This is a genomic window from Halopseudomonas aestusnigri (assembly GCF_002197985.1).
Taxonomy (GTDB): domain Bacteria; phylum Pseudomonadota; class Gammaproteobacteria; order Pseudomonadales; family Pseudomonadaceae; genus Halopseudomonas; species Halopseudomonas aestusnigri.
The window spans coordinates 89,041-115,216 of the sequence record NZ_NBYK01000002.1 but is presented as its reverse complement, the minus strand read 5'-3'; the positions used below and the strand labels follow the sequence as shown (position 1 = coordinate 115,216).

Annotated in this window: 24 protein-coding genes, 1 tRNA gene and 1 riboswitch; of the genes, 6 read left to right on the top strand and 19 right to left on the bottom strand. The window is 63.2% G+C overall.

The window, feature by feature from the left end; all coding sequences use genetic code 11:
* Positions 1 to 14: 14 nt before the first annotated feature.
* A complete protein-coding gene (locus B7O88_RS04635) occupies positions 15 to 875 on the bottom strand; it encodes a hypothetical protein (protein WP_088274048.1) in 861 nt (286 codons plus the stop codon).
* Between the two features lie 232 nt (positions 876 to 1,107).
* Positions 1,108 to 3,144 (bottom strand): NADPH-dependent 2,4-dienoyl-CoA reductase, encoded by a 2,037-nt coding sequence (locus B7O88_RS04630; protein WP_088274047.1) that lies wholly within the window; start codon positions 3,142 to 3,144, stop codon positions 1,108 to 1,110.
* Between the two features lie 165 nt (positions 3,145 to 3,309).
* Between B7O88_RS04630 and B7O88_RS04625 the strand changes: the two genes are divergently transcribed.
* On the top strand, positions 3,310 to 4,347 hold the full coding sequence (locus tag B7O88_RS04625; RefSeq protein ID WP_088274046.1) for an AraC family transcriptional regulator: 1,038 nt from the start codon (positions 3,310 to 3,312) through the stop codon (positions 4,345 to 4,347).
* Between the two features lie 222 nt (positions 4,348 to 4,569).
* On the opposite strand, the gene B7O88_RS04620 is transcribed toward B7O88_RS04625, so the two are convergent.
* From B7O88_RS04620 to btuB, 13 genes are all read right to left on the bottom strand, one after another.
* A complete protein-coding gene (locus B7O88_RS04620; protein ID WP_088274045.1) occupies positions 4,570 to 5,304 on the bottom strand; it encodes an adenosylcobinamide-GDP ribazoletransferase in 735 nt (244 codons plus the stop codon).
* Complete coding sequence (gene cobC / locus B7O88_RS04615; protein ID WP_088274044.1) at positions 5,301 to 5,876, bottom strand: alpha-ribazole phosphatase family protein; 576 nt, start codon at positions 5,874 to 5,876, stop codon at positions 5,301 to 5,303. The genes B7O88_RS04620 and cobC overlap by 4 nt, the downstream gene beginning before the upstream one ends.
* The gene (gene cobT, locus B7O88_RS04610; protein WP_088274043.1) at positions 5,873 to 6,925 is read right to left on the bottom strand and encodes a nicotinate-nucleotide--dimethylbenzimidazole phosphoribosyltransferase; all 1,053 of its coding nucleotides are present in this window, start codon (positions 6,923 to 6,925) and stop codon (positions 5,873 to 5,875) included. Before cobT ends, cobC begins: the two co-directional genes overlap by 4 nt.
* Positions 6,922 to 7,443 carry a bifunctional adenosylcobinamide kinase/adenosylcobinamide-phosphate guanylyltransferase gene (gene cobU / locus B7O88_RS04605; protein ID WP_088274042.1) on the bottom strand — a complete coding sequence of 174 codons (522 nt, stop codon included), beginning with the start codon at positions 7,441 to 7,443 and terminating at the stop codon, positions 6,922 to 6,924. The genes cobT and cobU overlap by 4 nt, the downstream gene beginning before the upstream one ends.
* A complete protein-coding gene (locus tag B7O88_RS04600) occupies positions 7,436 to 8,896 on the bottom strand; it encodes a cobyric acid synthase (protein ID WP_088274041.1) in 1,461 nt (486 codons plus the stop codon). Before B7O88_RS04600 ends, cobU begins: the two co-directional genes overlap by 8 nt.
* On the bottom strand, positions 8,893 to 9,885 hold the full coding sequence (cobD, locus tag B7O88_RS04595; protein WP_088274040.1) for a threonine-phosphate decarboxylase CobD: 993 nt from the start codon (positions 9,883 to 9,885) through the stop codon (positions 8,893 to 8,895). The genes B7O88_RS04600 and cobD overlap by 4 nt, the downstream gene beginning before the upstream one ends.
* Positions 9,878 to 10,792 carry an adenosylcobinamide-phosphate synthase CbiB gene (gene cbiB / locus B7O88_RS04590; RefSeq protein WP_088274328.1) on the bottom strand — a complete coding sequence of 305 codons (915 nt, stop codon included), beginning with the start codon at positions 10,790 to 10,792 and terminating at the stop codon, positions 9,878 to 9,880. The genes cobD and cbiB overlap by 8 nt, the downstream gene beginning before the upstream one ends.
* On the bottom strand, positions 10,789 to 11,586 hold the full coding sequence (locus tag B7O88_RS04585; RefSeq protein ID WP_088274039.1) for a cobalamin-binding protein: 798 nt from the start codon (positions 11,584 to 11,586) through the stop codon (positions 10,789 to 10,791). Before B7O88_RS04585 ends, cbiB begins: the two co-directional genes overlap by 4 nt.
* Positions 11,586 to 12,233, bottom strand: coding sequence for a 5,6-dimethylbenzimidazole synthase (gene bluB, locus B7O88_RS04580; RefSeq protein ID WP_088274038.1), 648 nt, complete (start codon positions 12,231 to 12,233; stop codon positions 11,586 to 11,588). Before bluB ends, B7O88_RS04585 begins: the two co-directional genes overlap by 1 nt.
* Positions 12,230 to 13,510 (bottom strand): cobyrinate a,c-diamide synthase, encoded by a 1,281-nt coding sequence (locus B7O88_RS04575; protein WP_412779062.1) that lies wholly within the window; start codon positions 13,508 to 13,510, stop codon positions 12,230 to 12,232. The genes bluB and B7O88_RS04575 overlap by 4 nt, the downstream gene beginning before the upstream one ends.
* A gap of 8 nt (positions 13,511 to 13,518) precedes the next feature.
* A complete protein-coding gene (cobO, locus tag B7O88_RS04570) occupies positions 13,519 to 14,130 on the bottom strand; it encodes a cob(I)yrinic acid a,c-diamide adenosyltransferase (RefSeq protein WP_088274036.1) in 612 nt (203 codons plus the stop codon).
* The gene (locus B7O88_RS04565; RefSeq protein ID WP_088274035.1) at positions 14,127 to 14,702 is read right to left on the bottom strand and encodes a hypothetical protein; all 576 of its coding nucleotides are present in this window, start codon (positions 14,700 to 14,702) and stop codon (positions 14,127 to 14,129) included. Before B7O88_RS04565 ends, cobO begins: the two co-directional genes overlap by 4 nt.
* A 102-nt stretch (positions 14,703 to 14,804) precedes the next feature.
* Positions 14,805 to 16,607 carry a TonB-dependent vitamin B12 receptor gene (gene btuB / locus B7O88_RS04560; RefSeq protein WP_088274034.1) on the bottom strand — a complete coding sequence of 601 codons (1,803 nt, stop codon included), beginning with the start codon at positions 16,605 to 16,607 and terminating at the stop codon, positions 14,805 to 14,807.
* Between the two features lie 121 nt (positions 16,608 to 16,728).
* A riboswitch (cobalamin riboswitch) is annotated at positions 16,729 to 16,958 on the bottom strand.
* A gap of 160 nt (positions 16,959 to 17,118) precedes the next feature.
* Between btuB and B7O88_RS04555 the strand changes: the two genes are divergently transcribed.
* Positions 17,119 to 17,466: a DUF5064 family protein gene (locus B7O88_RS04555; RefSeq protein ID WP_088274033.1), complete on the top strand. Its 348-nt coding sequence runs from the start codon at positions 17,119 to 17,121 to the stop codon at positions 17,464 to 17,466.
* Positions 17,467 to 17,533: 67 nt separating this feature from the next.
* Here B7O88_RS04555 and B7O88_RS04550 read toward each other — a convergent pair.
* The 3 genes from B7O88_RS04550 to B7O88_RS04540 all read right to left on the bottom strand — a co-directional run bounded on the left by B7O88_RS04550 (position 17,534) and on the right by B7O88_RS04540 (position 21,843).
* Positions 17,534 to 17,610, bottom strand: a tRNA-Asp gene (locus B7O88_RS04550).
* A gap of 145 nt (positions 17,611 to 17,755) precedes the next feature.
* On the bottom strand, positions 17,756 to 20,791 hold the full coding sequence (locus B7O88_RS04545) for an efflux RND transporter permease subunit (RefSeq protein WP_088274032.1): 3,036 nt from the start codon (positions 20,789 to 20,791) through the stop codon (positions 17,756 to 17,758).
* Positions 20,788 to 21,843: an efflux RND transporter periplasmic adaptor subunit gene (locus tag B7O88_RS04540; protein WP_200818406.1), complete on the bottom strand. Its 1,056-nt coding sequence runs from the start codon at positions 21,841 to 21,843 to the stop codon at positions 20,788 to 20,790. The genes B7O88_RS04545 and B7O88_RS04540 overlap by 4 nt, the downstream gene beginning before the upstream one ends.
* 144 nt (positions 21,844 to 21,987) lie before the next feature.
* Here B7O88_RS04540 and B7O88_RS04535 point away from each other — a divergent pair, with 144 nt between their 5' ends.
* The 3 genes from B7O88_RS04535 (at position 21,988) to B7O88_RS04525 (ending at position 23,474) form a co-directional block, all read left to right on the top strand.
* Positions 21,988 to 22,620, top strand: a complete 633-nt coding sequence (locus B7O88_RS04535; RefSeq protein ID WP_088274030.1) for a TetR/AcrR family transcriptional regulator — start codon at positions 21,988 to 21,990, stop codon at positions 22,618 to 22,620.
* 68 nt (positions 22,621 to 22,688) lie between these two features.
* Positions 22,689 to 22,862: a DUF2897 family protein gene (locus tag B7O88_RS04530; protein ID WP_088274029.1), complete on the top strand. Its 174-nt coding sequence runs from the start codon at positions 22,689 to 22,691 to the stop codon at positions 22,860 to 22,862.
* Between the two features lie 84 nt (positions 22,863 to 22,946).
* Entirely contained in the window at positions 22,947 to 23,474 is a 528-nt protein-coding gene (locus tag B7O88_RS04525; protein ID WP_088274028.1) for a DUF2058 domain-containing protein, read from the top strand.
* A gap of 33 nt (positions 23,475 to 23,507) precedes the next feature.
* On the opposite strand, the gene rloA3 is transcribed toward B7O88_RS04525, so the two are convergent.
* Positions 23,508 to 24,131 carry a retropepsin-like aspartic peptidase RloA3 gene (gene rloA3 / locus B7O88_RS04520; RefSeq protein ID WP_172409638.1) on the bottom strand — a complete coding sequence of 208 codons (624 nt, stop codon included), beginning with the start codon at positions 24,129 to 24,131 and terminating at the stop codon, positions 23,508 to 23,510.
* A gap of 268 nt (positions 24,132 to 24,399) precedes the next feature.
* On the opposite strand from rloA3, the gene B7O88_RS17930 reads away from it, so the two are divergent.
* Positions 24,400 to 26,034 (top strand): methyl-accepting chemotaxis protein, encoded by a 1,635-nt coding sequence (locus B7O88_RS17930; RefSeq protein WP_088274026.1) that lies wholly within the window; start codon positions 24,400 to 24,402, stop codon positions 26,032 to 26,034.
* Positions 26,035 to 26,176: the final 142 nt, after the last annotated feature.

Sequence of the window (26,176 nt, the reverse complement as noted above, 5' to 3'; positions counted from 1 at the left end):
TGGCGCTCCGAAGGTTATTCGTGATCGCTTGCGGTCCGATTTTGCGCCTTGCCCAGCTCACGCTTGAGGGCAGCGTTGATCCGCTGCTGCTCCGCCAGTTCCTGCTTGATGTCCAGCAACTCGCCCTGAACAATCTCGAGATGATCAGCGTGGATGCCTTTGAGCTCGACCAGTGCCTGATCCTTCTCGATAGCCATGGCCTTGATTCGCGTAGTCAGCGTATCGATCTGCTGGCGCAGGTCGCGGACTTCCCGCGCATGCTGTTCACGCAACTGCTGCAGCTCACCGGTACCGCTCGGCGCCACAGGCCGCGTGGAAGTCAGCGGGATAAGGTCGTCCACATCATTGACCTGCCCACCACCGTACCAGGTGTCTTCGGCCGCCATGTGCAGGCGCTCGGGCGCGATATAGCGAATGGCTTCCTCATCCTCGCCAAGAATACCCAGTGCGTTGTTGGCAACCGCTTCCTTGACCAGCGCCAGATCATTGCTGTTGCCCCGCGTACCCGGCTTCCACAGCATTGCCCGATACTGCGGCTGCTTGTTGAACCCGAGGCAGACCAGCCGAATCGGGCCGCCACCCATATCCGGGCCACGATCGCCGCGCTCGGCGATCTGCCGCAGCGGCAGGTTCCACAGGCGATTGACGTAGCCATCAAGGTCAAAATCGATATTGAAGAACACCGCTGCGCGCACGTGCAGCCGGGTGTTGATTTGCAGAAACACCGCCTCCACGGTTTCATCGGCGTGCTCGGGTGCTGCCACCAGCCCATCCAGCAATGCCTCGAACTCGGGGAACAGCATCTCCTTGCAGATGCCCCGCTCCGAAAAGAACATGACCGCCTCGGTCAACAGCGGCTTTGTTGGCGTATTCATGACCTTTTCTCCTTGCCCCGAGCATCAATGTGCGCCTTTTTCAGGGCGAATGCACCCCGCGATTTCTCAGGCAACAAGTGTAGGCAAAAGGTTCATTCAGGTGTGTGATCGACTTGGCAAGCGATCGGCAGTCCCGGCGCTGTTGAAGGGAAAAAGCGGACATTCGTCGCAGAACGGATGCAAATGGCAGCGCCCGACAACCGGGCGCTGCGCACGGATCACATCAGGCCGATCAGAGCGCGGCCGCCAGACGCGAGCCCTGGTCGATGGCACGCTTGGCATCCAGCTCGGCCGCCACGTCGGCGCCGCCGATCAGATGAACGGTCTTGCCGGCGGCAACCAGGCCATCCTGCAGTTCGCGCAGCGGCTCCTGGCCGGCACAGAGGATGATGGTGTCAACCGGCAGCACCTTCGGCTCACCGTTCTCGCCAATGCGGATATGCAGGCCCTCATCGTCGATCTTCAGATAGTTGACCGAGTTGAGCATCTGCACCTGCTTGCTCTTCAGGCCCGCGCGGTGAATCCAGCCGGTGGTCTTGCCCAGCCCATTGCCGACCTTGCTGTTCTTGCGCTGCAGCAGGTAGACCTCCCGCGCCGGCGGATGGGGTTGCGGGGTAATGCCGGCAATGCCGCCACGCGCCTTCAGTTCCGGATCAATACCCCATTCCTTCCAGAACAGGTCGATATCCTGACTCGGGCTGGTGCCCTGGTGGGTGATCATCTCGGAGACGTCAAAGCCGATACCGCCGGCCCCGATCACGGCGACCTTCTGACCCACCGGCTTGCGCTGCAGGATGGCATCCAGATAGCTGATCACCTTGGGATGGTCGATACCGGGAATATCCGGTGTGCGCGGCACGATACCGGTCGCCAGAATAACCTCGTCAAACTCGGTCAGATCGCTCGCATCAACCCGGCGGTTAAGCTCCAGCTTGACCCCGGTCTTCTCGATCCGCTTGCCGAAGTAGCGCAGCGTCTCGTAGAACTCTTCCTTGCCCGGGATCAATTTGGCGATATTGAACTGGCCACCGATCTTGTCTGCAGAATCAAACAGGGTGACCTGATGCCCGCGCTCGGCAGCCACGGTAGCGGCAGCCAGACCGGCAGGGCCAGCGCCGACTACCGCAATGTTCTTCACCTGGGTGGTCGGAATAAAGTTCAGCTCGGTCTCGTGGCAGGCACGCGGGTTGACCAGACAGCTGGTCAGCTTGCCGCCAAAGGTGTGGTCCAGGCAGGCCTGGTTACAGCCGATGCAGGTGTTGATCTCATCGGCACGGCCAGCGGCCGCCTTGTTGACGAACTCGGGGTCCGCCAGGAACGGGCGCGCCATGGAGATCATGTCCGCCGCGCCGTCAGCCAGCAGTTGATCGGCCAGTTCCGGGGTATTGATGCGGTTGGTGGTCACCAGCGGGATCGAGACCTCGCCCTTGAGCTTGGCGGTCACCTTGGCGAAGGCACCACGCGGCACCTTGGTGGCGATGGTCGGAATCCGCGCTTCATGCCAGCCGATACCGGTGTTGATGATGGTCGCACCGGCCTTCTCAATCGCCTTGGCGAGCATGACGATCTCATCCCAGGTGCTGCCGCCCTCGACCAGATCGAGCATCGACAGGCGATAGATGATAATGAATTCAGGGCCGACCGCCTCGCGTACGCGGCGTACAATCTCGACCGGCAGGCGCATGCGGTTTTCGTAGCTGCCGCCCCAGCGGTCGGTACGCTTGTTGACGTGGGCAACCAGAAACTGGTTGATGAAGTAGCCTTCCGAGCCCATGACTTCGACGCCGTCATAACCCGCTTCCTTGGCCAGTGTGGCGCAACGGGCAAAGTCGGCAATCTGCTTTTCGATCCCTTCCTCGTCCAGCTCCTTGGGGGTGAACGGGTTGATCGGCGCCTGTACCGCGCTGGCAGAGACCTGCTTGGGGCTGTAGGCGTAACGACCTGCATGCAGAATCTGCATGCAGATCTTGCCGCCTTCGGCGTGCACCGCATCAGTGATCACCTTGTGCTGGGCCGCTTCTTCCGGCGTGGTCATCTTGGCCGCGCCATGGGCAACGCAGCCCTCCTCGTTCGGACCAATACCACCGGTAACGATAAGGCCGGCACCCCCGCGGGCGCGCTCGGCAAAGTAGGCCGCCTGGCGGTTGAAACCGTTCGGGCGTTCTTCCAGACCGGTATGCATTGACCCCATCAGGGTACGGTTGCGCAGCGTGGTAAAGCCCAGGTCCAGCGGGGCCAGCAGGTGCGGATACAGAGATTGTTCGCTCATCGGATACTCCGGCATCATCAGGATCGGCGCGGCGGATACCTGTCCGGCGCCTCGTTATGGAGCCAACAATAGGCCGAGCCGGGTGCTTACTCAATAACCCGAAGTGACACTTTCATAACCCTGAATTACACTGGCGTGCGACCTTCCACAGCGACCCCCCACGCCATGAAACTCGGTGATATCTCCGTTGGTTATCTGTTCAGCCTGCGCGAGGTCGTGCAGCAACTCGGCCACGACCCGACGCCACTATTGAGCCGCTTCAGAATCACCGACGAGTTGCTCGCCCAGCCCCACGCCCGCATCAGCATTCCCCGTTTCATGCGCCTGGGTAACGCGGCGATTCGCTATACCCGCGAGCCCGCCATCGGCCTGTTGATGGGCCAGTCGAGCCGCATCAGCCACCTCGGCCTGACCGGCATGGCAGCGCAATGCGCCCCGACCCTGCGTGCCGCCTTCAGCACCATGATCGAGTTCGAGTTGCTGGGTAGCCAGAATTACCGCGGCCATTCCAGCTTCGAGCCGCCGGCGGTGCGCTTTTACTCGATCAGCCCGTACAACATGTTCAACCTGTTCGTGGTGGACTCGGCGCTGGCGGCGCGGGCCCGGATCGGCCGTGATCTGACCGGCGGGAGGGCCCAGCTGCGCGAGGTGCACATCGAGTTTCCCGCGCCGCCCTATGCCGCCCGCTATGAAGCGGTGTTCGGCTGTCCTGTGCATTTTGAGCAGGCACACAACCAGATCATCTGGGAGCCACGTAGCCTCGACCTGCCGTTGGAGCAGAGCGCCGCAGCCACCCACGCCGATCTGCGCGAGCTGTGCCGGCAGCGCCTGAGCGAACTGACCCGCCATCGGGGATTGCGTGAGCGGGTCGAGACCCTGGTTGCGCCGCAGCTGGACGGCCAGCCGCCAACGCTGGCAGAGGTTGCTGCAGCACTCGGACTACCCGCCTGGACCCTGCGACGGCGGCTCCAGCAGGAGGCCGGAACAGGCTATCAGAACATCATTGACGACATGCGCCGCGACCTCGCGGTGACCTACATCCGCGATACCGAAATGGCGTTGGGGGAGATTTCCTTCCTGCTGGGGTTCTCGTCGCCGGAGGCGTTTCAGCGCGCCTTCAAGCGTTGGACAGGCGCTGCGCCCGGGAGTTACCGCAAGGCGATCTTTGCAGGAAACGAAACAGAAGAATATTTAAAACAATAACTTGGAAGATACTTGCAGAAATGACGCGAAGAGCAGTTACAGCTCTTCGGCATCTTCCACGTCGTCGTCCCACTGCTGGGACTGCAGTTCAATCAACTCTTCAATGTAATCACTCATGTGATTTTCCTTCTTTGCGTGTCTGTTGTAGTAACGACCCTAGCGGCCGCAGATGACAGTCAGATGAAGATTAACCACAGAGGTTCCCCGAGGAATTGATCTGCATCAGCCAGGCAGCACAGCCAGCGCCACCAGCAACGCTGCCTCCAGCACTTCCACCAATGCGCCTGCGGTATCACCGGTGGTGCCGCCGATCCGCATACGCAGGCGCTGACGCCAGAACAATGTCAGCAAAGTCGCTACCAGCAGCGCCAGCAACCCGCTCCAGCCAAACAGCAGTACCAGCACGGCATGCAGTACCAGCACCTGTAACAGACGACTGCGGGGCATCTGCTCGACCAGCTGCGTCCCCATACCCTGCGGGCGCACGTAAGGTGTACTGAGCAGCAGCCCCGCCAGCGCACCACGCGCCACCCAAGGCGCCAGCAGCAGCGCGGGCCAGACACCTGATTCAAGCAGACTGACCAGGGCAGCCCACTTCACCAGCAACACCAGTACCAGCGAAACTACGCCGACAGGCCCACAGGCCGGGTCTTTCATGATCGCCAGGGTACGCTCGACACTCCCCATGCCGCCGACCCAGGCGTCTGCGGTATCCGCCAGGCCATCCAGATGCAGTCCACCGCTGAACCAGACCCAGAACACCAGCAGCAGCGCTGCCTTAAGCGGGGCGTCAAGGTCGCCCAGCAATGCAGCCAACAGCAGCAGCGCCAACCCGAGCAACACGCCTACCGTCGGGTACCACAGCACGGAGCGCCCCAACTCCCGTGCAGTGGGAGCGCGCCACAGGCGAACCGGAATGCGACTGAGCAACTGCAGCGCCAGGCCAAAGGCAATCACGACCGCAGCTCCTCGACAGCACCGCCCGCGTAGTGCAGCCGATGCAGAGCACCGTGCTCAACTTCAACCTGCAACAGCTGGCTCGGCGGCAAACCACGTGCCGCCGCCAACAGCAACCGCATCACTCCACCGTGAGTGATCAGCAGGATCGTCTGCCCAGGGTAGTCCCGCTCCAGCTGCGTCAACGCTGCCCAGACACGCTCGGAAAATTGGGGCATCGGCTCGCCGTCAGGCGGCGTAAAACCGTAGGGATCGTTCCAGAATGCGGCCAACGCATCGGCCTGATCTACCATCAGATCGCGTGGATGACGCCCTTCCCACTGACCGAAGTGCAGCTCGCGCAGACCGTCCGCATACTTCAGCGGCAGTCGGTCACGCAGGCTCAGCTGCAGCGCAAACTGGGCGCAACGGCGCAGCGGGGAACTGACAATACGCTGCCACTGCGGCTGCGCCGGCAACGCCGACCACATCTGCTGCCAACCCTGCTCGGTCAGGTCATCATCCAGACTGCCGCGCAGGCCGCCGCCCAACTCGGTCTCGCCGTGGCGCAGTAACAGCAGACTCAAACTCATTTGAAGCTCCCCGACACCGCGGCTTCGGCGAAGGTCGCCATTTCATTGTGCAGCCGACAGGCGGCCTGCAGCAGCGGTACCGCCAGTGCCGCACCACTCGCCTCTCCCAGCCGCAGATCCAGCGCCAGCAAAGGCTCGGCGTCCAGCGCCTGCAATAGCAGACGATGGCCGGGTTCGGCACCACGATGGCTGTAGAACAGCCAGCTGTGCACATCTGCGTTCATACGCACCGCGCATAGCGCGGCAGCGGTACTGATGTAACCATCCACCAGCACCGGCAATCCCTTCTGCGCAGCGGCGATGTAGGCCCCGGCCAGCGCCGCGACTTCCAGCCCGCCAACCCGGCGCAGGGTCTCCAGCGCATCATTGGCATGGGGACGGTGATGGGCGACCACGCGCTCGATGACTCTGGTTTTGTGCCGCAAGCCGAGCGCCGTGAGCCCGGTACCCAGGCCCACCAGCTCGCTGACCGGCTGATCCAGCAGCAAGGCCGACAGCGCGCAGGCGCTGCTGGTATTACCGATGCCCATCTCGCCGCCGATAAAGAGCTCGGCACCGTCCTCAACAGCACGCTGAACAGCCTCCTGACCAGCACTCAGCGCGGCATCGCACTGGGCTGCAGTCATCGCCGCGCCATGCAGAAAACTCTCCGTACCCGCCGCTATACCGAGGTGGCGCACACCCGGCAGCGGCGCAACCGCATGCGCCAACCCCAGATCAACCAGTTCCAGCGGCGCGTTCAGGTGTCGCGCCAGCACACTGATCGCAGCCCCACCCCGAGCAAAATTGGCCAGCATCTGTCCGGTCACCTCCTGCGGGAAGGCCGATACTCCCTCCGTCGCAATGCCGTGATCAGCCGCAAAAATACTGATCCAGATACGCTCCAGACGCGGCGCAGCACGGCGCTGCAGGCTGGCCAATGTGGCCGCGATTTGCTCCAGTCGCCCAAGCGAACCGGCCGGTTTGGTGAGTTGCGCCTCCCTCGCCAGCGCCTGCGCCAACCGCCCTCTATCCACCGGCTGCGCCGGATGCTGCCACCACGCACTCACAACAGCTCTCCTTTCAACACCTGCGGCAGGCCCGCAACGCAGAAAACCACCCGCTCACACTGACCCGCCAGCGCCTGATGCAGCCAGCCAGCCTCATCGACAAAACGGCGGGTCAACTCGCCCATCGGCACCACACCCAGACCGGTTTCGTTGCTCACCAGCAGCAGCCGCCCCGGCAGCGCAGGCAGCGTCTCCAGCAGCGCGCTGCGTTCACGAACACAGGCTTGCGGGTCGTCGACCAGCAGCAGGTTGCTCAGCCACAGCGTCAGACAATCGACCAACAGGCAGCGGTCTTCACGGGCCTGCTCCCGGAGCATCCGCGCCAGCGCGAGCGGCTCCTCGACCAGCGCCCAATGGGCCGGGCGCTGGTTGCGGTGGCGTTCGATGCGCTCGCGCATCTCCGCATCGCGCGGCTGGCAGGTGGCGATATACACCACCTCCAACCCGCTTTCAGTTGCCCGCCGCTCGGCATATCGGCTCTTGCCGGAGCGCGCACCACCGAGTATCAACTCAGCCATGGGCCACCCCGCACAGCTCGCGCAGGGCAGCGGTATCCAGATGCTGTTCGACCAGATCGGCGAGCCGATCCAGGTCGCGTTCGCGCAGGGCGGCGTAGTCCACACCCTGTGCCGCCCGCAGCCCGGCCCAGCCAAGCAGCGCCTGCTGCGCCGCCGGCGACTCGAACAACCCGTGCAGATAGGTGCCAGCCACTTGCCCGTCGTCACTCAGGGCTCCGTCGGCCCGGTCGTCATCCAGCAGCACCAGTGGATTCTCCAGCGCCTCGCCCTCGCTGATGCCGGCGTGAATTTCGTAGCCGCTGACCTCGGCGTGATCGAGACGCAGACGTCCGATTACGTTGCGCAACTGTTTTTGCGCGCGCAGCTCGGTGCTCATCGTCAGCAAACCCAGCCCCGGCTCGGAGCCAGCCTGCCCCTCGAGCCCCAGCGGATCGTCGATCCGGCGGCCAAGCATCTGAAAGCCGCCGCAGATACCCAGCACCCGGCCGCCGTAGCGCAGATGGCGGGCGATATCCTGATCCCAGCCCTGCGCACGCAGATGCTGCAGATCTGCCCGTACGCTCTTGGAGCCGGGCAGAATGATCAGGTCAGCCGGCGGCAGCCTCTGCCCGGCCGGAATAAACTGCAGGTCAACCTGCGGATGCAGGCGCAACGGGTCAAAATCGGTGTGATTGCTGATGCGCGGCAGCACCGGCACGACTACGCGCAGCGCATCGGCAGCGCCGCCGACCTGCCGCGTCTCGACCGCGTCTTCGGCTTCCAGATGCAGGTCGTGCAGGTACGGCAGCACGCCGAGTACCGGTTTGCCGGTGTACTGCGCCAGCCACCGCAGCCCCGGCTCCAGCAGCGCAATATCGCCACGGAAACGGTTGATGACAAAGCCCTTTACCCGGGCCTGCTCGGACGCCGACAGCAGCGCCAGCGTCCCGGCCAGATGCGCGAATACCCCGCCCTTGTCGATGTCGGCAACGATGATCACCGGGCAATCGACCGCCTCGGCAAAGCCCATATTGGCGATATCGCCTTCACGCAGATTGATCTCGGCCGGCGAACCGGCGCCTTCCACCATCACGACCTGCGCCCACTCGCAAAGGCGTCCATGTGCTGCCAGCACCGCCTGCATCGCGGTCGGCTTGTAGGCGTGGTAGCTCACCGCATCCATGCTGCCGATCGGGTGGCCGTTAATGATTACCTGCGCGCCCACGTCGGTATTGGGCTTGAGCAGAATCGGGTTCATGTCAGTGTGGGTCGGCAGCCGCGCAGCCTGCGCCTGCACCGCCTGCGCCCGGCCAATCTCGCCGCCATTGGCGCTAACCGCGGCATTCAGCGCCATGTTTTGTGGTTTGAACGGCACCACCACCACGTTCTGGCGAACCAGCCAGCGGCACAAGGCGCTGACCAGCGTACTTTTGCCGGCATCGGAGGTGGTGCCCTGCACCATCAGCGTTGTCATTGTCGTTTTCTCATGCGGGTGTTCAGGGCCTGTTCGAGTCGCTCCCAGTCACGCTGGTGATGGGGCAGGCCAAAACGCAGTCCGTTGAGGGCCGGAAACAGGCGCACCAGTACGCCCTGCCGGGCCAGATTGAGGTACAGCTGTTCGGCGCGTTCCGACTCACGCCACTGGAACAGGCCACAGCCCGCCCCACCGCTCAGGCCAGCCTGGGTCAGCAGCGCGTCGAGTCGCTCGCTGGCATTCTGCAGTCGGTAGCGCCAGAGCTGCTGGGTGCTGGCATCGCGCAGCGCGGCAAGGCCGACAGCCCGGGCCGGACCGCTCACGGCCCAGGGGCCCAGTTCCTGCTCCAGCGATTGGAGCAGCGCTGGTTGGGCCAACGCGAAGCCCAGCCGCACGCCGGCCAGGCCAAAGAACTTGCCAAGTGAGCGCAGCACGATCAGTCCGGCACGGTCTGTATACCCGCCAAGGCTGTGCTCGGGGGTAACATCCATAAAGGCTTCGTCGACCACCAGCCAGCCGGCACGGGCGGCCAACTCGGCGTGCCAGCCAAGCAGCTGTTCAGCGTCCAGCCGCCGGCCGGTGGGATTATTGGGGTTCACGACTACCAACACGTCGAGCTCACCGAGCAGCTGCGGCAGCTCCGCCTGCGTAACGCTGCGCACCGCGTGCCCGGCCCGGCGCCAGGCCTCGGCGTGCTCGGCGTAGGTCGGCTCCAGCACCCCTACCCGGCTGTTTTCCCGCAGGAGCGGCAATGCCTGAATGGCCGCCTGCGAGCCGGCCACCGGCAATGCGGCGGGGGCGCCGTAATAGTCGCAGGCCACGCCGGACAGGTTGTCGTCGGTTTCGGGCAGCCGCTGCCAGATCGACTGCGGCAGTGTCGGCACCGGCCAGGCAAAGGGTGAGATGCCGGTCGACAGATCCAGCCACTGCTCCACCGGACGCTTGAAGCGCCGGGCGGCCTCGCGCAAACGCCCGCCGTGTTCAAGCATGGCTGAGCCCCCAGATCAGTACGATCACCAGCACCCACAGCAGCACGCTGCGACGCACCAGCGCCAGCGCGCGGTCGATATCGGCAGCCGTGGCCCGTGGCCCCTCGCCGAGCAACGGCCGCTCTTCAATAACGCCGTGATAGATCGCCGGGCCACCCAACTCACGCTCCAGCGCGCCGGCGCCCGCGGCCATTACCGGCCCGGCATTCGGGCTGTCCCACAGCGGGGCCCGGCTGCGCCAGCAACGCCAGGCCAGTCGCGCGTTACCGCACAGGGCGTAGCTCAACGCCACCAGCCGGGCAGGAATAAAATTGAGCAGATCATCCAGCCGCGCCGCGACGCGGCCAAACAGCAGAAAACGCGGCGAACGGTAACCCCACATCGCATCGAGGGTGTTGGCCAATCGGTACAGAACAACACCGGGGGCGCCGGCCACAGCGAACCAGAACAGCGCCGCAAACACCGCATCACTGCCATTCTCCAGCACCGACTCGACGGTGGCGCTGGCCACACCCTCCTCGTCCAGCGCGCGGGTGTCGCGGCTGACCATGCGCCCGACCAGCTCTCGCGCACGCGGCAGATCCCCGTGCTCAAGCGCCTGCGCAACAGGCCGGGCATGGGCGCCCAGACTTTCCCAGCCGATGGCCGCGTACAGGCACAGCAGTGACACCAGCCAGCCGATCACCGGCTGCGCCGCCAGCCACCAGACCAGGGCTACCGGCGGCACCACTGCCAGTACCCAGCCCAGCGCGCCGCGGGCAATGCTGCCGCCCGCCGCGGTATTCAGACGCCGCTCCAGCCCGGCGGCGAGATTGCCAAAGCCCACCAGCGGATGATGCCGACGCGGTTCGCCGAGCAGGGCATCCAGCGCCACCCCGGCTACCACCAGCGGCCCGAGCAGACTCATGAAAGCGCCCACTGGCGAATCAGCGCAGCGAGCTGATCCAGCCCGTCGGTCAGCGCGCCGATCCCCGGCTGCAGAATGTCGGCCGACTTGATCTCGAACGGCTGCGCCTGCGCCACCGCCGGAACCCGATTCCAGCCAGTGCGCTCGACCACCTGTTCCGGACGAAAGCGCTTGCCGCACCAGGAGCCGATGATAATATCGGGCGCGCGCCGCACCACCTCAAGCGGGTCGGCGATGATGCGCTGCTTCGCCCGCGGCAGCGCGGCCAGATCACTGAAGCAATCGTCGCCGCCAGCAAGAGTGATCAACTCACTGACCCAGCCGATGCCACTGATCAGCGGCTCATTCCACTCCTCGAAATACACCCGCGGGCGGCGTGGCAGTGCCGCTGCCTGCGCGGCAACCGCCGCCATGCGCCCTTCCAGCTCCTGAACCAGCGCCGCGGCGCGATCTGCCGCGCCCACCAGCGCCCCAAGCGTGCTGATCATTGCCAGAATGCCGGCAATACTGCGCTGGTTGAACAGGTGAACTTCCAGCCCTGCCCGCGCCAGGTCGGCAACAATATCTGCCTGCAGGTCGCAGTAACCCAGCACCAGATCCGGCTGCAGGGCGAGAATCTCGTCGTGCTTTGCGCTGGTGAACGCGCCGATCTTGGGTTTTTCCTTGCGCGCCTGCGGCGGGCGCACGGTAAATCCGGAAATGCCGACAATGCGCTGCTGTTCACCGAGCGCATAGAGCACTTCGCAGGTTTCAGTCGACAGGCAAACAATACGTTGCGGTCCGAATGCGCTCATCAGCGCTCCTCCCATTGATCGGTAAACAGCATGTCATCCAGCGGTCGGGCCTCGGTCCAGTGCTCCTGCTCCAGCATCGGCCGGCTGTAGAAAGCATCGACCGGGCCCAGACAGAGCACCGCGACCGGGCGCGCACCCGCCGGCAACGCCAGCAGGTCGGCCAGTGCCTGCGGATCAAACAGCGAGACCCAGCCCAGCCCCAGCCCTTCCGCCCGCGCCGCCAGCCAGAGGTTCTGGATAGCGCAGGCGACCGAGGCCAGGTCCATATCCGGCATGGTCCGGCGACCAAACACGTGGGCCTCACGCCCCGGTGGCAAGGCTGCGACCAGCAGTTCAGCGCAGCTCAGCACCCCTTCGACCTTGAGTCGCATGAACTCGTCCTCCCGCTCGCCAAGAGCCCGCGCTGTCTCCAGCCGCTCCTGCTCGACCAACTGATGGATCGACTCGCGCAGCGCCTGACGGCTAATACGCACAAAGCGCCAAGGCTGCATCAGGCCGACACTCGGGGCCTGATGCGCGGCCTGCAGCAGCCGTTGCAGCTGCTCCTCTGGCACCTCGCCCGCAGCAAAGTGGCGCATGTCGCGGCGCTCGCGAATGGCCCGGTACACCGCGTCACGCTCCTGCGGGTCAAAGGCGTGCCGGGTCATGGCCGGAACAGCGCCGCCGCAGCCTGCGGATTGCTCGGCAGGTAGAAGTGGATATAGGACGCCGTCAGTCGGCCGTCTCGGAACACCGCTTCGCTGGTGCGCCGGTAGTTTGGACATTCGCCCTGTGCCAGCGCTTCCAGCCGGGTATCCAGCAAGGAGTGATGGAAGGTGTGGCCACGCAGCGTCCCCTCGGGCAAACGTACCTCCTGCAGCGCCAGCGCAGCCAGGCGCAGCTGCATCGCCGCCTTGCCCGGCAGCACCCCGGCCATGCGGTGCTGCACGCCGTCGCGGTCGGTCAGGGCGTCAAACAGATACAACATCCCGCCGCACTCGGCGACCACTGGCTTGCCCGCAGCGTGATGAGCGTGCAGCGCCTGCGCCATCGAGGCATTGGCCGCCAGGCTCTCACCATGCAGTTCCGGGTAGCCGCCGGGCAGATACACGCTGTCTACCTCGGGCAGAGCCCTGTCAGCCAGCGGCGAGAAGAAGATCAGCTCGGCGCCCATTGCCTGCAGCAGCGCCAGATTGGCCTGATAGACAAAGGCAAAGGCCTGATCTCGCGCCACACCGATACGCACGCCCGCCAACAGCGGCTGCAGAGTCTCGGCACTCGGTGCCGGGAAGCTCACCGGTTCCGGCAGGGGCGCGCCACTGCTCTGCTCCAGCGCATCGGCCGCAGCATCCAGCCGCGCCAGCAGGTCCGGCAGCTCTGCCGCCTGCACCAGACCGAGATGCCGGCTGGGCAGTTCCATATCTGTCGACCTGGGCAGGCCGCCATACCAGTGCAGGCTGTCTGGCAGACTGTCGCGCAGAATCTCGCCATGACGCGCGCTGCCAAGCTTGTTGCCCAGCACCCCGGCAAAGCCCAGATCCGGCTGGAAGTTCGCCAGTCCCCAAGCCACCGCCGCAAAGGTTTGCGCCATACCGGAGCCATCGATCACGCCCAGTACCGGCACGCCAAACTCACGGGCAAGATCAGCCGCAGACGGCGTACCGTCGAACAGCCCCATAACCCCTTCAATCAGGATCAGATCAGCCTCGGCCGCCGCTTCCCAGAGCAGCCGACGAGACTGTTCCAAACCCACCATCCACAGGTCCAGCTGATATACCGGCGCACCACTGGCGGCCTGCAGAATCATCGGATCGAGAAAGTCCGGGCCACATTTGAACACCCGCACCTTTCTACCCTGCCGGCTGTGCAGCCGCGCCAGCGCGGCGGTTACCGTGGTTTTGCCCTGCCCCGAGGCCGGTGCGGCGATCAGCATCGCCGGGCACATGCAAGCACTCAAAACTCCACCCCTTTCTGCGCCTTGATACCCGCCTTGAAGGCGTGCTTGGTCATGCCCATATCGGTCACGGTATCGGCGGCCTCAACCAGCGCCGGCGGTGCACCGCGCCCGGTGACGACCACATGCTGATGGGCCGGCCGCGCCTGAATATCGGCGATCACCTGATCCAGCTGCAGGTAGCCATATTTCAGTGCGATATTCAGCTCATCCAGCAGCACCAGCGCGACCTGCGGATCGCGCATCAGCTCGACCGCGACCGCCCAGGCCGCTTCGGCCTTGGCAATGTCGTCCTGCCGGTCCTGAGTTTCCCAGGTAAAGCCGGCGCCCATGACGTGGTAGCGCACCTCATCGGGAAAGCGCCGGAAGAAGGTTTCCTCACCGGTGCTGCGCGCGCCCTTGATGAACTGCACGATGCCCACCCGCAGACCATGCCCCAGCGCACGTGCCGCCATGCCGAAACCGGAGCTGCTCTTGCCCTTGCCATTGCCGGTCAGCACCAGCAGCACCCCGCGCTCATCGGGCGCCTGGGCGATTTTCTCGTCGACCACCTGCTTCTTGCGCTGCATCCGCTCGCGGTGGCGCTGATCGCGCTCGGCAGACTCGCTCATGCGCGCTGGCTCGCGTTACCGAGCAGCGCTGCTGCACTGCGCGCACCCACGTAAAGAACCACCGCCACGGCAACGTAGGCCGCCATGGTGCTCAGATAGGACGGGTAGTAATGGGCCAGCCGCTCGATCATGCCGATAAAGGTCGGCTCGGCGTAGCGGCCGGAGAACCAGTAGAAACCACCACTGGTGAAGACCTGACAGACCAGCGCGCTGATCATCATGGTCGGCAACAGAACCAGCAGCGACGAGGCCTGGTCACGGTGCCAGCCAGCGTACAGGCGGCCGCCAAACCAGAGTGCAGCGTAACCGGGCAGCAGCGCCCAGTAGGCGATAGTCATGCAGTGGTGACCGGCATTTACCCAGCCGACCGTCATCACGTCCACTACAAAAGCGGCTGCGAAGAACAGCGGGTACGCCCAGAGCGGACGCAGAAATACACCAACCAGGAAAAACACCGCCCAGGAGGCGCTTGGCAGGTTGAGCTGCGGGAAGTGGCTACCACGGGTCATGATCAGGAGCGCCAGCAACAGCGCGCCAACCACCAGTTGGGTATGTTTCGAGGTTTTCAGCACAGCTCTCTCCTTTACGGTTTATCCAAGCATCAGTGCCGGGCGGCGCCCGGCTTTTTCATTCAGGGCGCCACCGCGAACGGCGGCGCCAGTCAAACGACGCGATTACAGCGGCTGGTAGCGCAGGGTCAGATACCCTGCGCGGCCCGGCTGCGTGTAGGTCGAGGCGGTTTCATACTCGTTGTCGAACAGGTTGCTGACCCGCGCCTGAACGCGCCAGGCATGGCTTAGCCAGTACTCGGCCCGCAGCTCGACCGTGTTGTAGCCATGCATGTCGCTGGTGTTGGTCGCGTTGTCCCAGCGGCGGCCCTCGGCGTGGACGCTCGCACCCAGGCCGATACGGCCGAAACGGCGGCCCACATCCAGGTTGAAGATCTGCTCGGGAACGCGGCGCAGCAGCAGATCGTCATTGGCGCCGCTGGAACGGTTCTCAGGGTCCTGCAGGGTCAGGTTGGCCTGCCAGTTCCAACCCAGCTGCTGGGTCAGTACTTCCAGCTCCAGACCGGTAATGCGCGCCTTGTCGACGTTCTCGGCCATCGACACCCCACCCACGCGGACGCTGGCAATCATGTCGTCGATGTCATTGCGGAAGGCGTTGGCCGACCAACTGCCCCAGCGGTGCTGGCCACGCAGGCCCACTTCGATGTTGTGCGAGGTTTCCGCCTGGATATCCGGATTGCCGTAACCGGGGAAATACAACTGATTGAAGGTCGGCGCACTGAAGGCCGTGCCATAGCTGGAGGTCAGGCTGATGCTGTCGGTCAGCGCATAGCCATAGCCAACACTGCCGGTAGTGTGTTCACCGTAGGCCTCGTTGTCGTCGTGGCGCAGACCCAGCTGCCATTCATGACGGCCGGCGTGCAGCAGATATTGCGCAAACAGGCCGTGGTTGAAACGGCTGTCTTCCGGGTAATCAACGCTGCTGCTGATGCTGTCTTGCTGCCAGTCGTACCCGACGGTGAGCAACTGGTTTTCGCTAAGCGCAAGATCGTTCTGCCAGCTGGCACTGTCGCGGCGCGTGTCATAACGCGTATCAAAGCTACTGCCCTTGAAGTTTTCGTTCTTGTCCTCGCTATGGCCGATCTGCAGCGTCACATCCCAGAACGACACCGGAGAATATTTGGCGCGCACGCCATACGCGCTGAGCACACTGTCGGCATTGGCCTTGTTACCGGAGTCGTAATCGTTGTGCGACTCAACCTGAAGCAGGTTGGCATCGAGCAGCAAGCCGCTGGCAAAGCGATAGCCCCCGGACAGGTTGGCCGACAGCTCACGGTAGCCATCGTGGTCCACTTCCCGCGACGGGCGCGCATCATAGCCTTCGGTATCCAGGCTGCTGACGCCCAGGTTGAACCAGGCGTTGTCATTCCCACCGGACACACCGGCAGTAGCGGCGCGATGCTGGCGACTGCCAATGGTGGTCGAGAAATACGGCGTCAGGCCATCGCCCCCCTTGCGGGTGAAGATCTGCACCACCCCGCCAATGGCCTCGGAGCCATACAGGCTTGAGCGCGGACCGCGGACAATCTCGATCCGCTCGATCTGCTCAACCGGCAGGTTCTGCAACGCAGCAACACCCGAGGTAGCCGAGCCGATGCGCACGCCGTCGATCATCACCAGAACGTGCTTGTCGTTACTGCCGCGAATCTGCAGCGAGGTGCTCTTGCCCGGACCACCGTTGTTGATCAGGTTGACCCCGGAGGCGCGGCGCAGCAGCTCTTCAGCGGTATTGACCTGCAACCGCTCGATATCGATCCGCTCGAAAACGGTAGTGGCCGCAATGTTGCTGGCCTGGCTGGTGCGGGTGGCAGTGACAACATCGCTGCCGAGATCCAGAGCACTGGCAAAGGAAAGGGAAGAAAGGCCAAGAAGGCCCAGCGCCAGAGGGGCGCGTGCAGGAATAGTCATGCTGTGTGGTTGCTCCGTCGTACCCACCCGTACGACATTGTCGAATCGGGACAGACGGAGACGGCAGGAACACGGCATGAACACAACGGAAGACGCCGTACACCTACAGCGCCCACCGCACTGTCGTGAAAGGCATCAGGCCGGTCTCCGGGCTTGCGAGTGGACGTGAGTCCGGCGACCTGAGCCTTCCCATGCATCGAGCACAGTGGCGTATATCAGGCGCCTCGCCAAATAGGCGGACGTCGCTTACCGTTGCGGGGGCAGCGCCGGAATTGTCTGATCTGGCAGACGCACCGGCTTCCCAGTTTCACCCTCCTCGAGATGGAGGGCACCTGAAGCGCGGCAGAGAGTAGTGGCCACCTCCCGCCCTGTCAAGCTCGGGCTCTGCATGCCCCCGGCGCCCCGCAGCAACCGGGCGTCGGGGGCACCACGCTTTCGGCACAACAGTTTCCCCGACGCTCAATTAGGCCTATAACTGAGCAAACGTCCCCACCTTGCCCAGGAGGAAGACATGTTTGAGCCGGGCCACCTGCATATCAACCGCATGCGCCTGCTGCCCAGCGATAGCGGGTTCAGTATCGACATTCACTACACCATCGCGGACCAGTGCCGTGCAGTCGAGTTCAGCGTCGATGGCACGATTAACGATGCCGAGGTGCACGAACACTTTTCGCTGCCACGCGATACGGCGTTCAACTTCGCCAGCAATATCGATCATATTCTGCGCCGCCACGGGGTGTTGACGCCGGAGTTCATGTCACTGAAAGCGCACCATGAATATGACGCCGTGTTCGAAGATATCCGCGCGCGGCTGCATGCCTGGAACGGCGAGCCAATTGACTCCAGCCATCTGGGCTAGCACCGAGGCGACCGAAAAACAGGCACAAAAAAACCCCAGTTCTTGCGAACTGGGGCTTCTTGAATAATGGCGCAGCGGACGGGACTCGAACCCGCGACCCCCGGCGTGACAGGCCGGTATTCTAACCAACTGAACTACCGCTGCGCATCGTTCTTCCGAACGCCGTAAATCGCCTTGAAGTCGATCAACTTGTCCGTCGGAACTGGCGCGCATTCTATAGATTCCACCAACCGAGTCAAGCACTTGCAGACGATTTATTGAAAATTTCTTCAGTGTGCCCGTTCGGCACTCAGTTCATCTGCATTGCCGCCTTTTCCGCCCCCGGGGTTGCCGGTCGCAACCACAGCCGACAGACCGCCGGAACCACCAGCAATGTCAGTACGGTGGACGCGAGCAGCCCCGAAATAATCGCCCAGGCCATCGGCGGCCAGAGTGTCGAACTGGAGAATGCCAACGGCAGCAGCCCGGCGATGGTAGTGGCGGTGGTCAGCAAAATCGGACGGGTTCGACGCATCACGGCATCCGACACCGACTGATCGATCGGCCTGCCCTGCGCCAGTCCCTGATCGACCACATCGATCAGCACAATCGCGTTGTTGACCACAATACCGACCAGGGCAATCACCCCAAGCAACGACTGGAAGCCAAACGGCACACCGGAGAACACCAGCCCCGGCAACACCCCGGCACTGGCCAACGGGACCGTGAGCAAAACAATGCCAAGACGTTTGAACGAATTGAACTGCAGCAACAGGAAGAACAACAGCAGCAGGATACCGATCGGTGCCGTGGTAAAGAGCGCACGGTTGGCGTCGCCAGACCCTTCGCTGTCACCGCCGATTTCCAGCCGGGTCCCTGCCGGCAGCGCGGCATCCGCCAGCCGCGCCTGCAAGCCACCCAGCACCTGACTGAAACTGAAACCCTGCTCCAGCCCCGCAGTAACGGTCAGCACCCGCACGCCATCACGCTGCCGGATACTCGCCGGCTGCCAGGCCGGTACCACCCTCGCAACCGCGGTCAGCGGCACCGCCTGCCCTGCGGCATTGAAAACGTTCGCGGACAACAAACGTTGCAGCGATTGCTGACTGCCCTCATGGGTGCGCAGCAGAATCGGGATCGGGTCCAGCTCCTGACGGTACTGTTCCACCGTCGTCCCCAGACTCTGACGGAACAGCGCCTGGGCAACGTCCGCGCGGGTGAGACCAAAGCGCTGCGCCTGGGCATCATCCACCTCAATCTTGACCGTTGGTACGCCGAGGTCGATATCGTGACGCACGTCTACCGCGCCGGGAACCTGCTTGAGTACGGCAAACAGCTGCTCGGCGGCGGCAATGCGCTGACGATCATCGTGGTGATAGACCCGCAGCTCGACCGGCGCCTCGCGCGGCGGCCCCTGACCCAGCGTGGTGGCTACCACATCCAGCTCCGGCCACTGCGTAGACACGCGCTCGCGCACCCAATGCTGCAGCGAGGCGGTATCTCCCAGCGCACTGGTGTTGACCACCAGCCGGGCACGGTTCGGCGCCTTCGGAAAGCGGTTGAGGTTGTAGTAAAAACTCGGGCCGGTAGCACCCACGAAGCGATGCACCGACAGTACGCCCGGCTGCGCCATCAATTCCCCTTCCAGCAGGGCTGCCACCTCGGTGGTATGGCGCTGATCCGTCCCCTCCGGCATGAACAGCTCGACCACCAATTGCGGCCGGTCGGCATTGGGGAAGAATTGCAGCTTGATCAGCGGAGCCAGCGCCAGACTCAGTGCAACCACCCCGGCGCCCAGCAGCAGCATGCGCTTCGGCGCGCGCTCACTGAGCCGCGCCAGAGCTGATGCAAAGGCTTCCATCCGCGGGTTCATGCGCGTCGCAGCCGGTTTGAGAAAGTGCCCTGACAGCATCGGCGCGACACTGATCGCCAGCAGATAACTGACGATCAGCGTGAGCATGATCATGACCGGAATCCCGCGGGTAAAATCTGCCGTTCCGCCCTTCGACAGCAGCATCGGCGTAAAGGCTGCCAGCGTGGTGGCGGTAGACGCGCCCAGTGGACCGGCCAACTCCCGCACCGCACCAAAGGCCGCCTGCCAGCGGGCCTCGCCGGCATTCAGGCGATCCTGAATGTTCTCGACCATGACAATCGCATTGTCGATCAGGATACCCAGCGAGATGACCATCCCGATCACCGCGATCTGGTGCAGGATACCGCCCCCGAGGTCGTAGAGCCCAAGACTGATCAGCGCCACCAGCGGCAGCATGGCTGCCACCAGAATCCCCATCCGCCAGCCCATCCCCAGCAGCACCACAGCGACGATGATCAGCACACTGCTGAGCAGGTTCTGCTCCAGCCCCTCCAGCCGCTCCTTGACCTGATCGGGCTGGAAGAACATTTCATCGACCTGCAGCGGCGCAAACTCCGGGCGCAAGGTATCCAGCCGCGCACGCAACTGCTCGCCAAAGCGGATAGCGTCGACCTGCCCCCGCTCCAGAATCAGCCCGACCAGAACGCTCTGATCACCATCAAACCAGGCCCGCTCGCCAATCGGCTCGACCGGACCACGCCAGATATCAGCGATGGCTGCGAGCGGCACGCTGCCGCCGTTCGGCAGCGGAATCTGGGTCGCCTTGAGTGCGTCCAGATCAACAAATTCACTGTTGGGCAGCACGCCGAGCCGCTGCGAACCCACCACAACAAAGCCGCCGGGAATAACCTGATTACGCTGCGCCAGCACGCTCGACAGCGCCTGCGGCGACAAACCGAGCCGGCGCAGCTCGGCATCGTGCAGCGCGATAGTGATCTGCTCCTCGGTGTCGCCATACAGTTCAACCCGCGCCAGCCCCGGCAGATCCATCAATTGGCGCTTCAGGCGCTCGGCCTCATCACTCAGGCGCACCACCGAGGCATCGCCACGCAGTGCCAACACCACCGCAGGAATATCCAGCAGCCGGTCATCCAGCTCGATGCTGCGCACCCCGGCGGGAAACGACAGCTCCGCGCGCGTCATTGCCTGACGTACACGATCCCAGGCCGCATCGGTGTCGTAGATATTGTCATCCAGCATGACCGATACCAGCGCGACGCCAGTGCGAGCGGTAGCCTTGATGAAATCGACTTCCGATACCTGCGACAGCTCATCGGACAAGGGCTCCAGCACCAGACGCTCGACCGATTCGGCCACCGCGCCGGGGTAAATCACCGTGATCAAGCCAGCCCGATACGGAAAGCTGGGATCTTCCTGTCGCGCCATGGTCAGGTAGGACGCAACACCCAGCAGCGCCAGCATCACCACCACCATACCCAGCAGGCGAGGACGCAACACGCGGCGCAGGTTCATGGCAGCATCTCCACGCTGTCGCCGTCAGCCAATCGGCTGAGGCCGGCGTAGACCACCTGATCACCGGCAGCCAATGCGCCCTCACCAATCAGCGCTCGCTCCCCCTCAAAGCCGGCAACCGCAATGCCAACCCGCTCTACCCGCTCCCCCTCCAGGCGAAACACCGACAGCCCCTCAGCCGAGCGCATCACCGCAGCCAGGGGAACGCTCAGGCCATCCTTGCGCACCGGTTGCAGACCAACCTCCAGTGCCTCCCCTGCCATGACCTGCGCATTCAGGCTGACCACCAGCGGATACAGCACCGAGCCAATCGACGCACCGCGACCGATCTCTGCCAGCCTCCCCTCCAGCTGCACATCACGCAGCACCGACCACACCGGCACCACCTGACCGACCTCAAGCCCCTGCAGCAACTCTGCCGGCACCAGTACCTCTACCTCCGCACCGCCGCTCGCAGCCATCTTCAACACCGGCTGACCTGCGGCGACAAACTCGCCGGGCTCGACCAGCAAGTCTTCGATGGTGCCGTCGAAAGGCGCGCGCATGCGGCTTTCACTGTTCAGCTGTTCGCTCTGCTGCAAACTTGCCCGGGCGCTCCGAACACCGGCCTGCAGCGCCTCCAGCCGCGCCGCCTGCTGCTCCTGATCGGCCTTCGAAAGTGCGCCGCGCTGGAACAGCTGCTCGGTACGCTGCAGATCTCTGCGCGCCTGCGCTGCCTGCACCTGCAGCTCGGCCAGCCGCGCCCGGGCTGCATCACGCGCCGGCTCGAGCTGGGGGTTATACAACGTCGCCAGAACGTCGCCGGCGGCAACGGCCTGCCCAAGCTGCAACGGTCGGCTCGCCAGCGTGCCGCCAACCTGAAAGGTCAGACTGGCGCGCTGCCGGGCCCGGGCGCTGCCAGCGAAATGCAGCATCTCTGCCTGATCGGCTGCGGCGACCTCCGCGACCCTGACCGGCACGCGCTCCTGCGCAGCCACAACCGGTCCGTCCACACCCTCTGCGCGACAACCCGCCAGCGCCAGACCCGCTATCAACGCTGAAGACAGCGCCAAGAAATGACCACACCGCCCTTGCCAACCTGATGCACAGACCATCATCCTGCTCCCGGAAAGAAAACCTGATTAACACTCTGTCAGAGATTGACATATTGTCAACAAATGACAGACTGTTTTTTACTACCGCAATCGAGAGAGCCGATGAGCGCCAACGAACGCAGAGAACGGGAAAAGCAGGAACGCCGGGAAAGCATTCTCGACAGTGCCGAACAGTGCTTCTTCAGCAAGGGTTACGAACGCACCGCAATGGATGAGATCGCCCGCGGCGCGCAGCTCAGCCGCGCCCTCCTGTATGTCTATTTCAAGGACAAGGCGGCGATCATGCGAGGGCTTATGCTGCGCGCCGGACAGCAGTTGCTCACGCGCTTTCAGGCCGCACAGGCAGCCGGTGGCAGCGGCCTGGAGCAGTTGCAGCGTATCGGCTGGAGTTATTACCAGTTCAGCGTTGAGGCGCCGGACTACTTCGACCTGCTGACCGATGCCAGCACCTTTTCTCATCTGGTCGACAGCGATGAGCAGCTGCAGGAGTTGGCCAGTTGCTACGACCAGTCGATGGCCTGCATGATCCAGTCTCTCACCGATGGTGTCGCCGACGGCAGCCTGCACCCTGAGCGCGTGGCAGACCCTGTGTTGACGGCCTGCTACCTGCGTGGTGCGCTGCATGGCGTAATCCTGCAGACACGCCAGCCAGACCCCTGTGAGCAGCCACAAATGCCCGCCGAACAGCTGATTGGCTACACCCTGCAGATGCTCAACCATTCCATGCGTGCCTGAACCCGGCGCTTGTTATCCGCAGTGGCTGCGCCCATGATGGGTCAGGTATTTATCCCAAGGAGAATCCCATGCCCTGGTATGGATGGCTTTTCATGGTGCTGGCGTTGGGCAGCATAATCGGCAGCCTGCTTTTGCTGCGGGACAACGCCGGCAGCAACCGCGTCAGCCCGGAGACACTGGCCAAGGTCAAGGCCCGCGAAGCGCAGCTCAAGGCTGAGGAAGCCGAGGAAGAAAAGCGCTGAACAACGCGGTAGACTATGCAGCTGATACGCCAGACTTCAACCAGGCGCCGCCGCGGTGCCGCATCTACACGACGCTGACAAACCATGGTCAATTCACTACAAGCTCAACTGCTCAAGGCCGGACTGGTCGACGAGAAGAAACTCAAGCAGGCGCAACGCGCCAAGAAGAAGGAAGCCAAGGCCCAGCCGGCTGGCGACGCTGGCCCCAGCGCGGCGCAAAAAGCCCGCGAACAAAAGGCCGAACGTGACCGCGAGCTGAACCAGCAGCGCCAGGCCGAAGCCGCACGCAAGGCGGCCGAAGCCCAGGCCAAGCAGATGATCGAACAGAACGTGGTCGATCGCACCGGTGGCGAAACGCCCTATCAGTTCGTCAGCAAGAACAAGATCAAGAAGATCCACGTTACCGAGGAACAGTTCGGCCTGCTCAGCCGCGGTCGCCTGGGCATTACCCGGCTATCAGGCGGCTTCGTGCTGATCCCCCTGGACATCGCCGAAAAAGTCCGCGAACGCGCCCCCCACTGGCCTGTCCATGTTGCAGAAGTGAAGAAAGAAACGCCTGCAGAGGACGATCCGTACGCGGGATATGAAATCCCCGACGATCTGATGTGGTAAAGCAAATCGGCCGCCCATGGGCGGCCGATTTGTTCAGGCGTCTACTTCGCCAGCCGGAGTCATCGGCTCGTTACCCGCCCCCTTCTCCTCACGATCGTGCTGTCGCTGACGCTCCTGATCGTAATCGGCCTCGGAACAACTGGGCTTGTGCATAAAGGTCTTTGAAACGTCGATCAGCCCCACATGTTCAATGGTGCGGCGGCCAATCAGCACCGGATAGTTCATGTCACCCCGGTCACGCAGGGAAAACTGCTCCTCGTAAACCCGGTCGCCCATGCAGATCGACATCTTGACCACCGGCCGGCGATCAGACCCACCCGCACCGCGCACCAGAATGCGGCGAAACACCGGGCGTTCAAAGTGCATGGTGACCATCTCGTCGGTGTCTGCATCACGCACCGGCACATCGTAGCGGACCCATTCGTGGCCCATGTGCTCGAACTCCTCGATATTGACCGCATGCATCGACGAGGTCAGTGCGCCGGAATCCACCTTGATCTTGACCGCCGTGTATTCAGGCAGAATGAGGCCCTTCTCGATCCATCCGACGACTCTGGGTCCGAACCGAACCGGCTCATCCGCCGCCGACACACCCGTTCCGGCCATGGCACACCACAGACCAACCGATAACGCTGCCACTTTCACTACTGACCGCATGAGATACCCTTACCTTGGTTGACCACCAGCCTTGCAGCCGGCGAAACAGAGCGTGCGACACCGCGCACCTTATAAGCAAAGATCACAAAAACAGATAACCCCTTGCAAGCCCGGCTCGCTTGCAGTCAAATCGCCAGCACGGATGACGGGAAAATACCGCTCAGGTTTTGACGTATTCAACCGATAACCTTAAGGCCACTGCGAACAGGATTCGTTGCCGGCACCACAAAAAAATAACAGACACAAGCACAAGGCGTGCGGAGGTTTCATGAAGCTGTTGCGCAACATTCGAATCAGTCAGCGAGTTTGGCTGATCATGATTATTGCCCTGGCCAGCACCCTGATGACAGAAGGGCTTTCGCTGTCCAACCTGCATCGGGAAATCCGCGACGGCGAAATCGTCAAGGCAACCCATCTGGTCGAGGTTGCGCATGATCTCATGGCCTTCTACCACCAGAAAGAGCTCAACGGCGAACTGACCGGCGAACAGGCCCGCAAGGAAGCCCTGAGTGCACTGGCTGCGCTGCGCTACGACGGGAACGAATATTACTGGGTAAATGACATGAACAACATCATGATCATGCACCCGCTTGCTCCCCAGACAGTCGGCACCGACCTCTCCACCATGCGCAACCAGGAAGGCGTCAACGTCATCGCCGAAATGGTGCGCAAGGCACGCAGCGAAGGCACCGCTAGCTTCCAGTACTCCTGGCCCAAACCGGGCGAGGAGGAAGGATCACAGAAGATCGCTGCATTCAAGCATTTCAAGCCCTGGGACTACATGGTGGGTACAGGCATTTATGTTGACGCCATGCAGGCCAAATTCCGCGACGCGCTGATCAATTCACTGGTTGTCAGCGTACTGGTGATTCTGGTCATGTTCATGCTGCTGTTTGTCATCGGCCGGAGCATTTCCCAGCCGCTGGACAAGATCGTCAACGCCATGCGCGGCATTGCCAGTGGCGAGGCCGACCTGACCCGCCGTCTGGACGACGACGCCCGCGATGAACTGTCGCAGATCGCCAGTTACTTCAACCGCTTCAACCGCAACCTGGCAGATATCATTGGCCAACTGGGCGACAGCGCGCGTCAACTGATCAGCTCCAGCCAGCAACTGGACCAGATCAGCAACAACAGCCTGCGCGACATGAGCCGCCAGTCGGAACGCATGGAGCTGATGGCCACCGCCATCAACGAAATCACCTACGGCGTTCAGGACGTAGCCCAAAACGCCAACGCCGCCGCCCAGGAGGTAGAAAACGCCAACCAGGGCGCAGCCAACGGTCGCCAGCAGGTCGAACAGACCATCCACGAGATTCGCTTGCTGTCCGACAGCGTCAATACGGCCGTGCAGCATATGGAAACCCTGTCCAGCGATGCCCATGAAATTACCTCGGTACTTGATGTGATCCGTAACATCGCCGAGCAGACCAACCTGCTGGCACTCAACGCAGCCATTGAGGCGGCACGCGCCGGCGAGATGGGTCGCGGCTTTGCCGTGGTGGCAGATGAAGTGCGCAATCTGGCCCAGCGCACCCAGCAGTCGACTGAAGAAATTCACAATATGATCAGCAAGCTGCAGACCAATACCCAGACGGTCGTCGGCGTGATCAATGAAAGCAGCCGCCACTCTCAGGCGAGCGTAGACCAGGTGAACGAAGCCGGCGCGGCACTCGAACAGATTGCCCAGTCGATGCAGCAACTGGTCGCACTCAACGCCTCGATCGCCAGCGCAACCACCCAGCAGTCAACCGTGGTCGAAGACGTCAATCGCAACGTCACCGAAGCGGCTGAACTGGCCCGCGAGACCACCGACGGCGCCCGCGAAACCGCGCAGGCCGGTCAACACCTCGCCAGCCTGGGCCGGCAGATCGACGAACTGGTGCGCCGCTTCAGGATCTGATTGGCCTGCCGCAGCGAAAAAGCCCGGCCCGGATTCCCGGGCTGGGCTTTTTTGTGATTCATCTCGGGCGATCAGTGCGAGCCTCCACTTGCGGCTTACCGTTTTATGCATGCGCGGTTGTCGTGTCAGTCTTTCGCCTTCA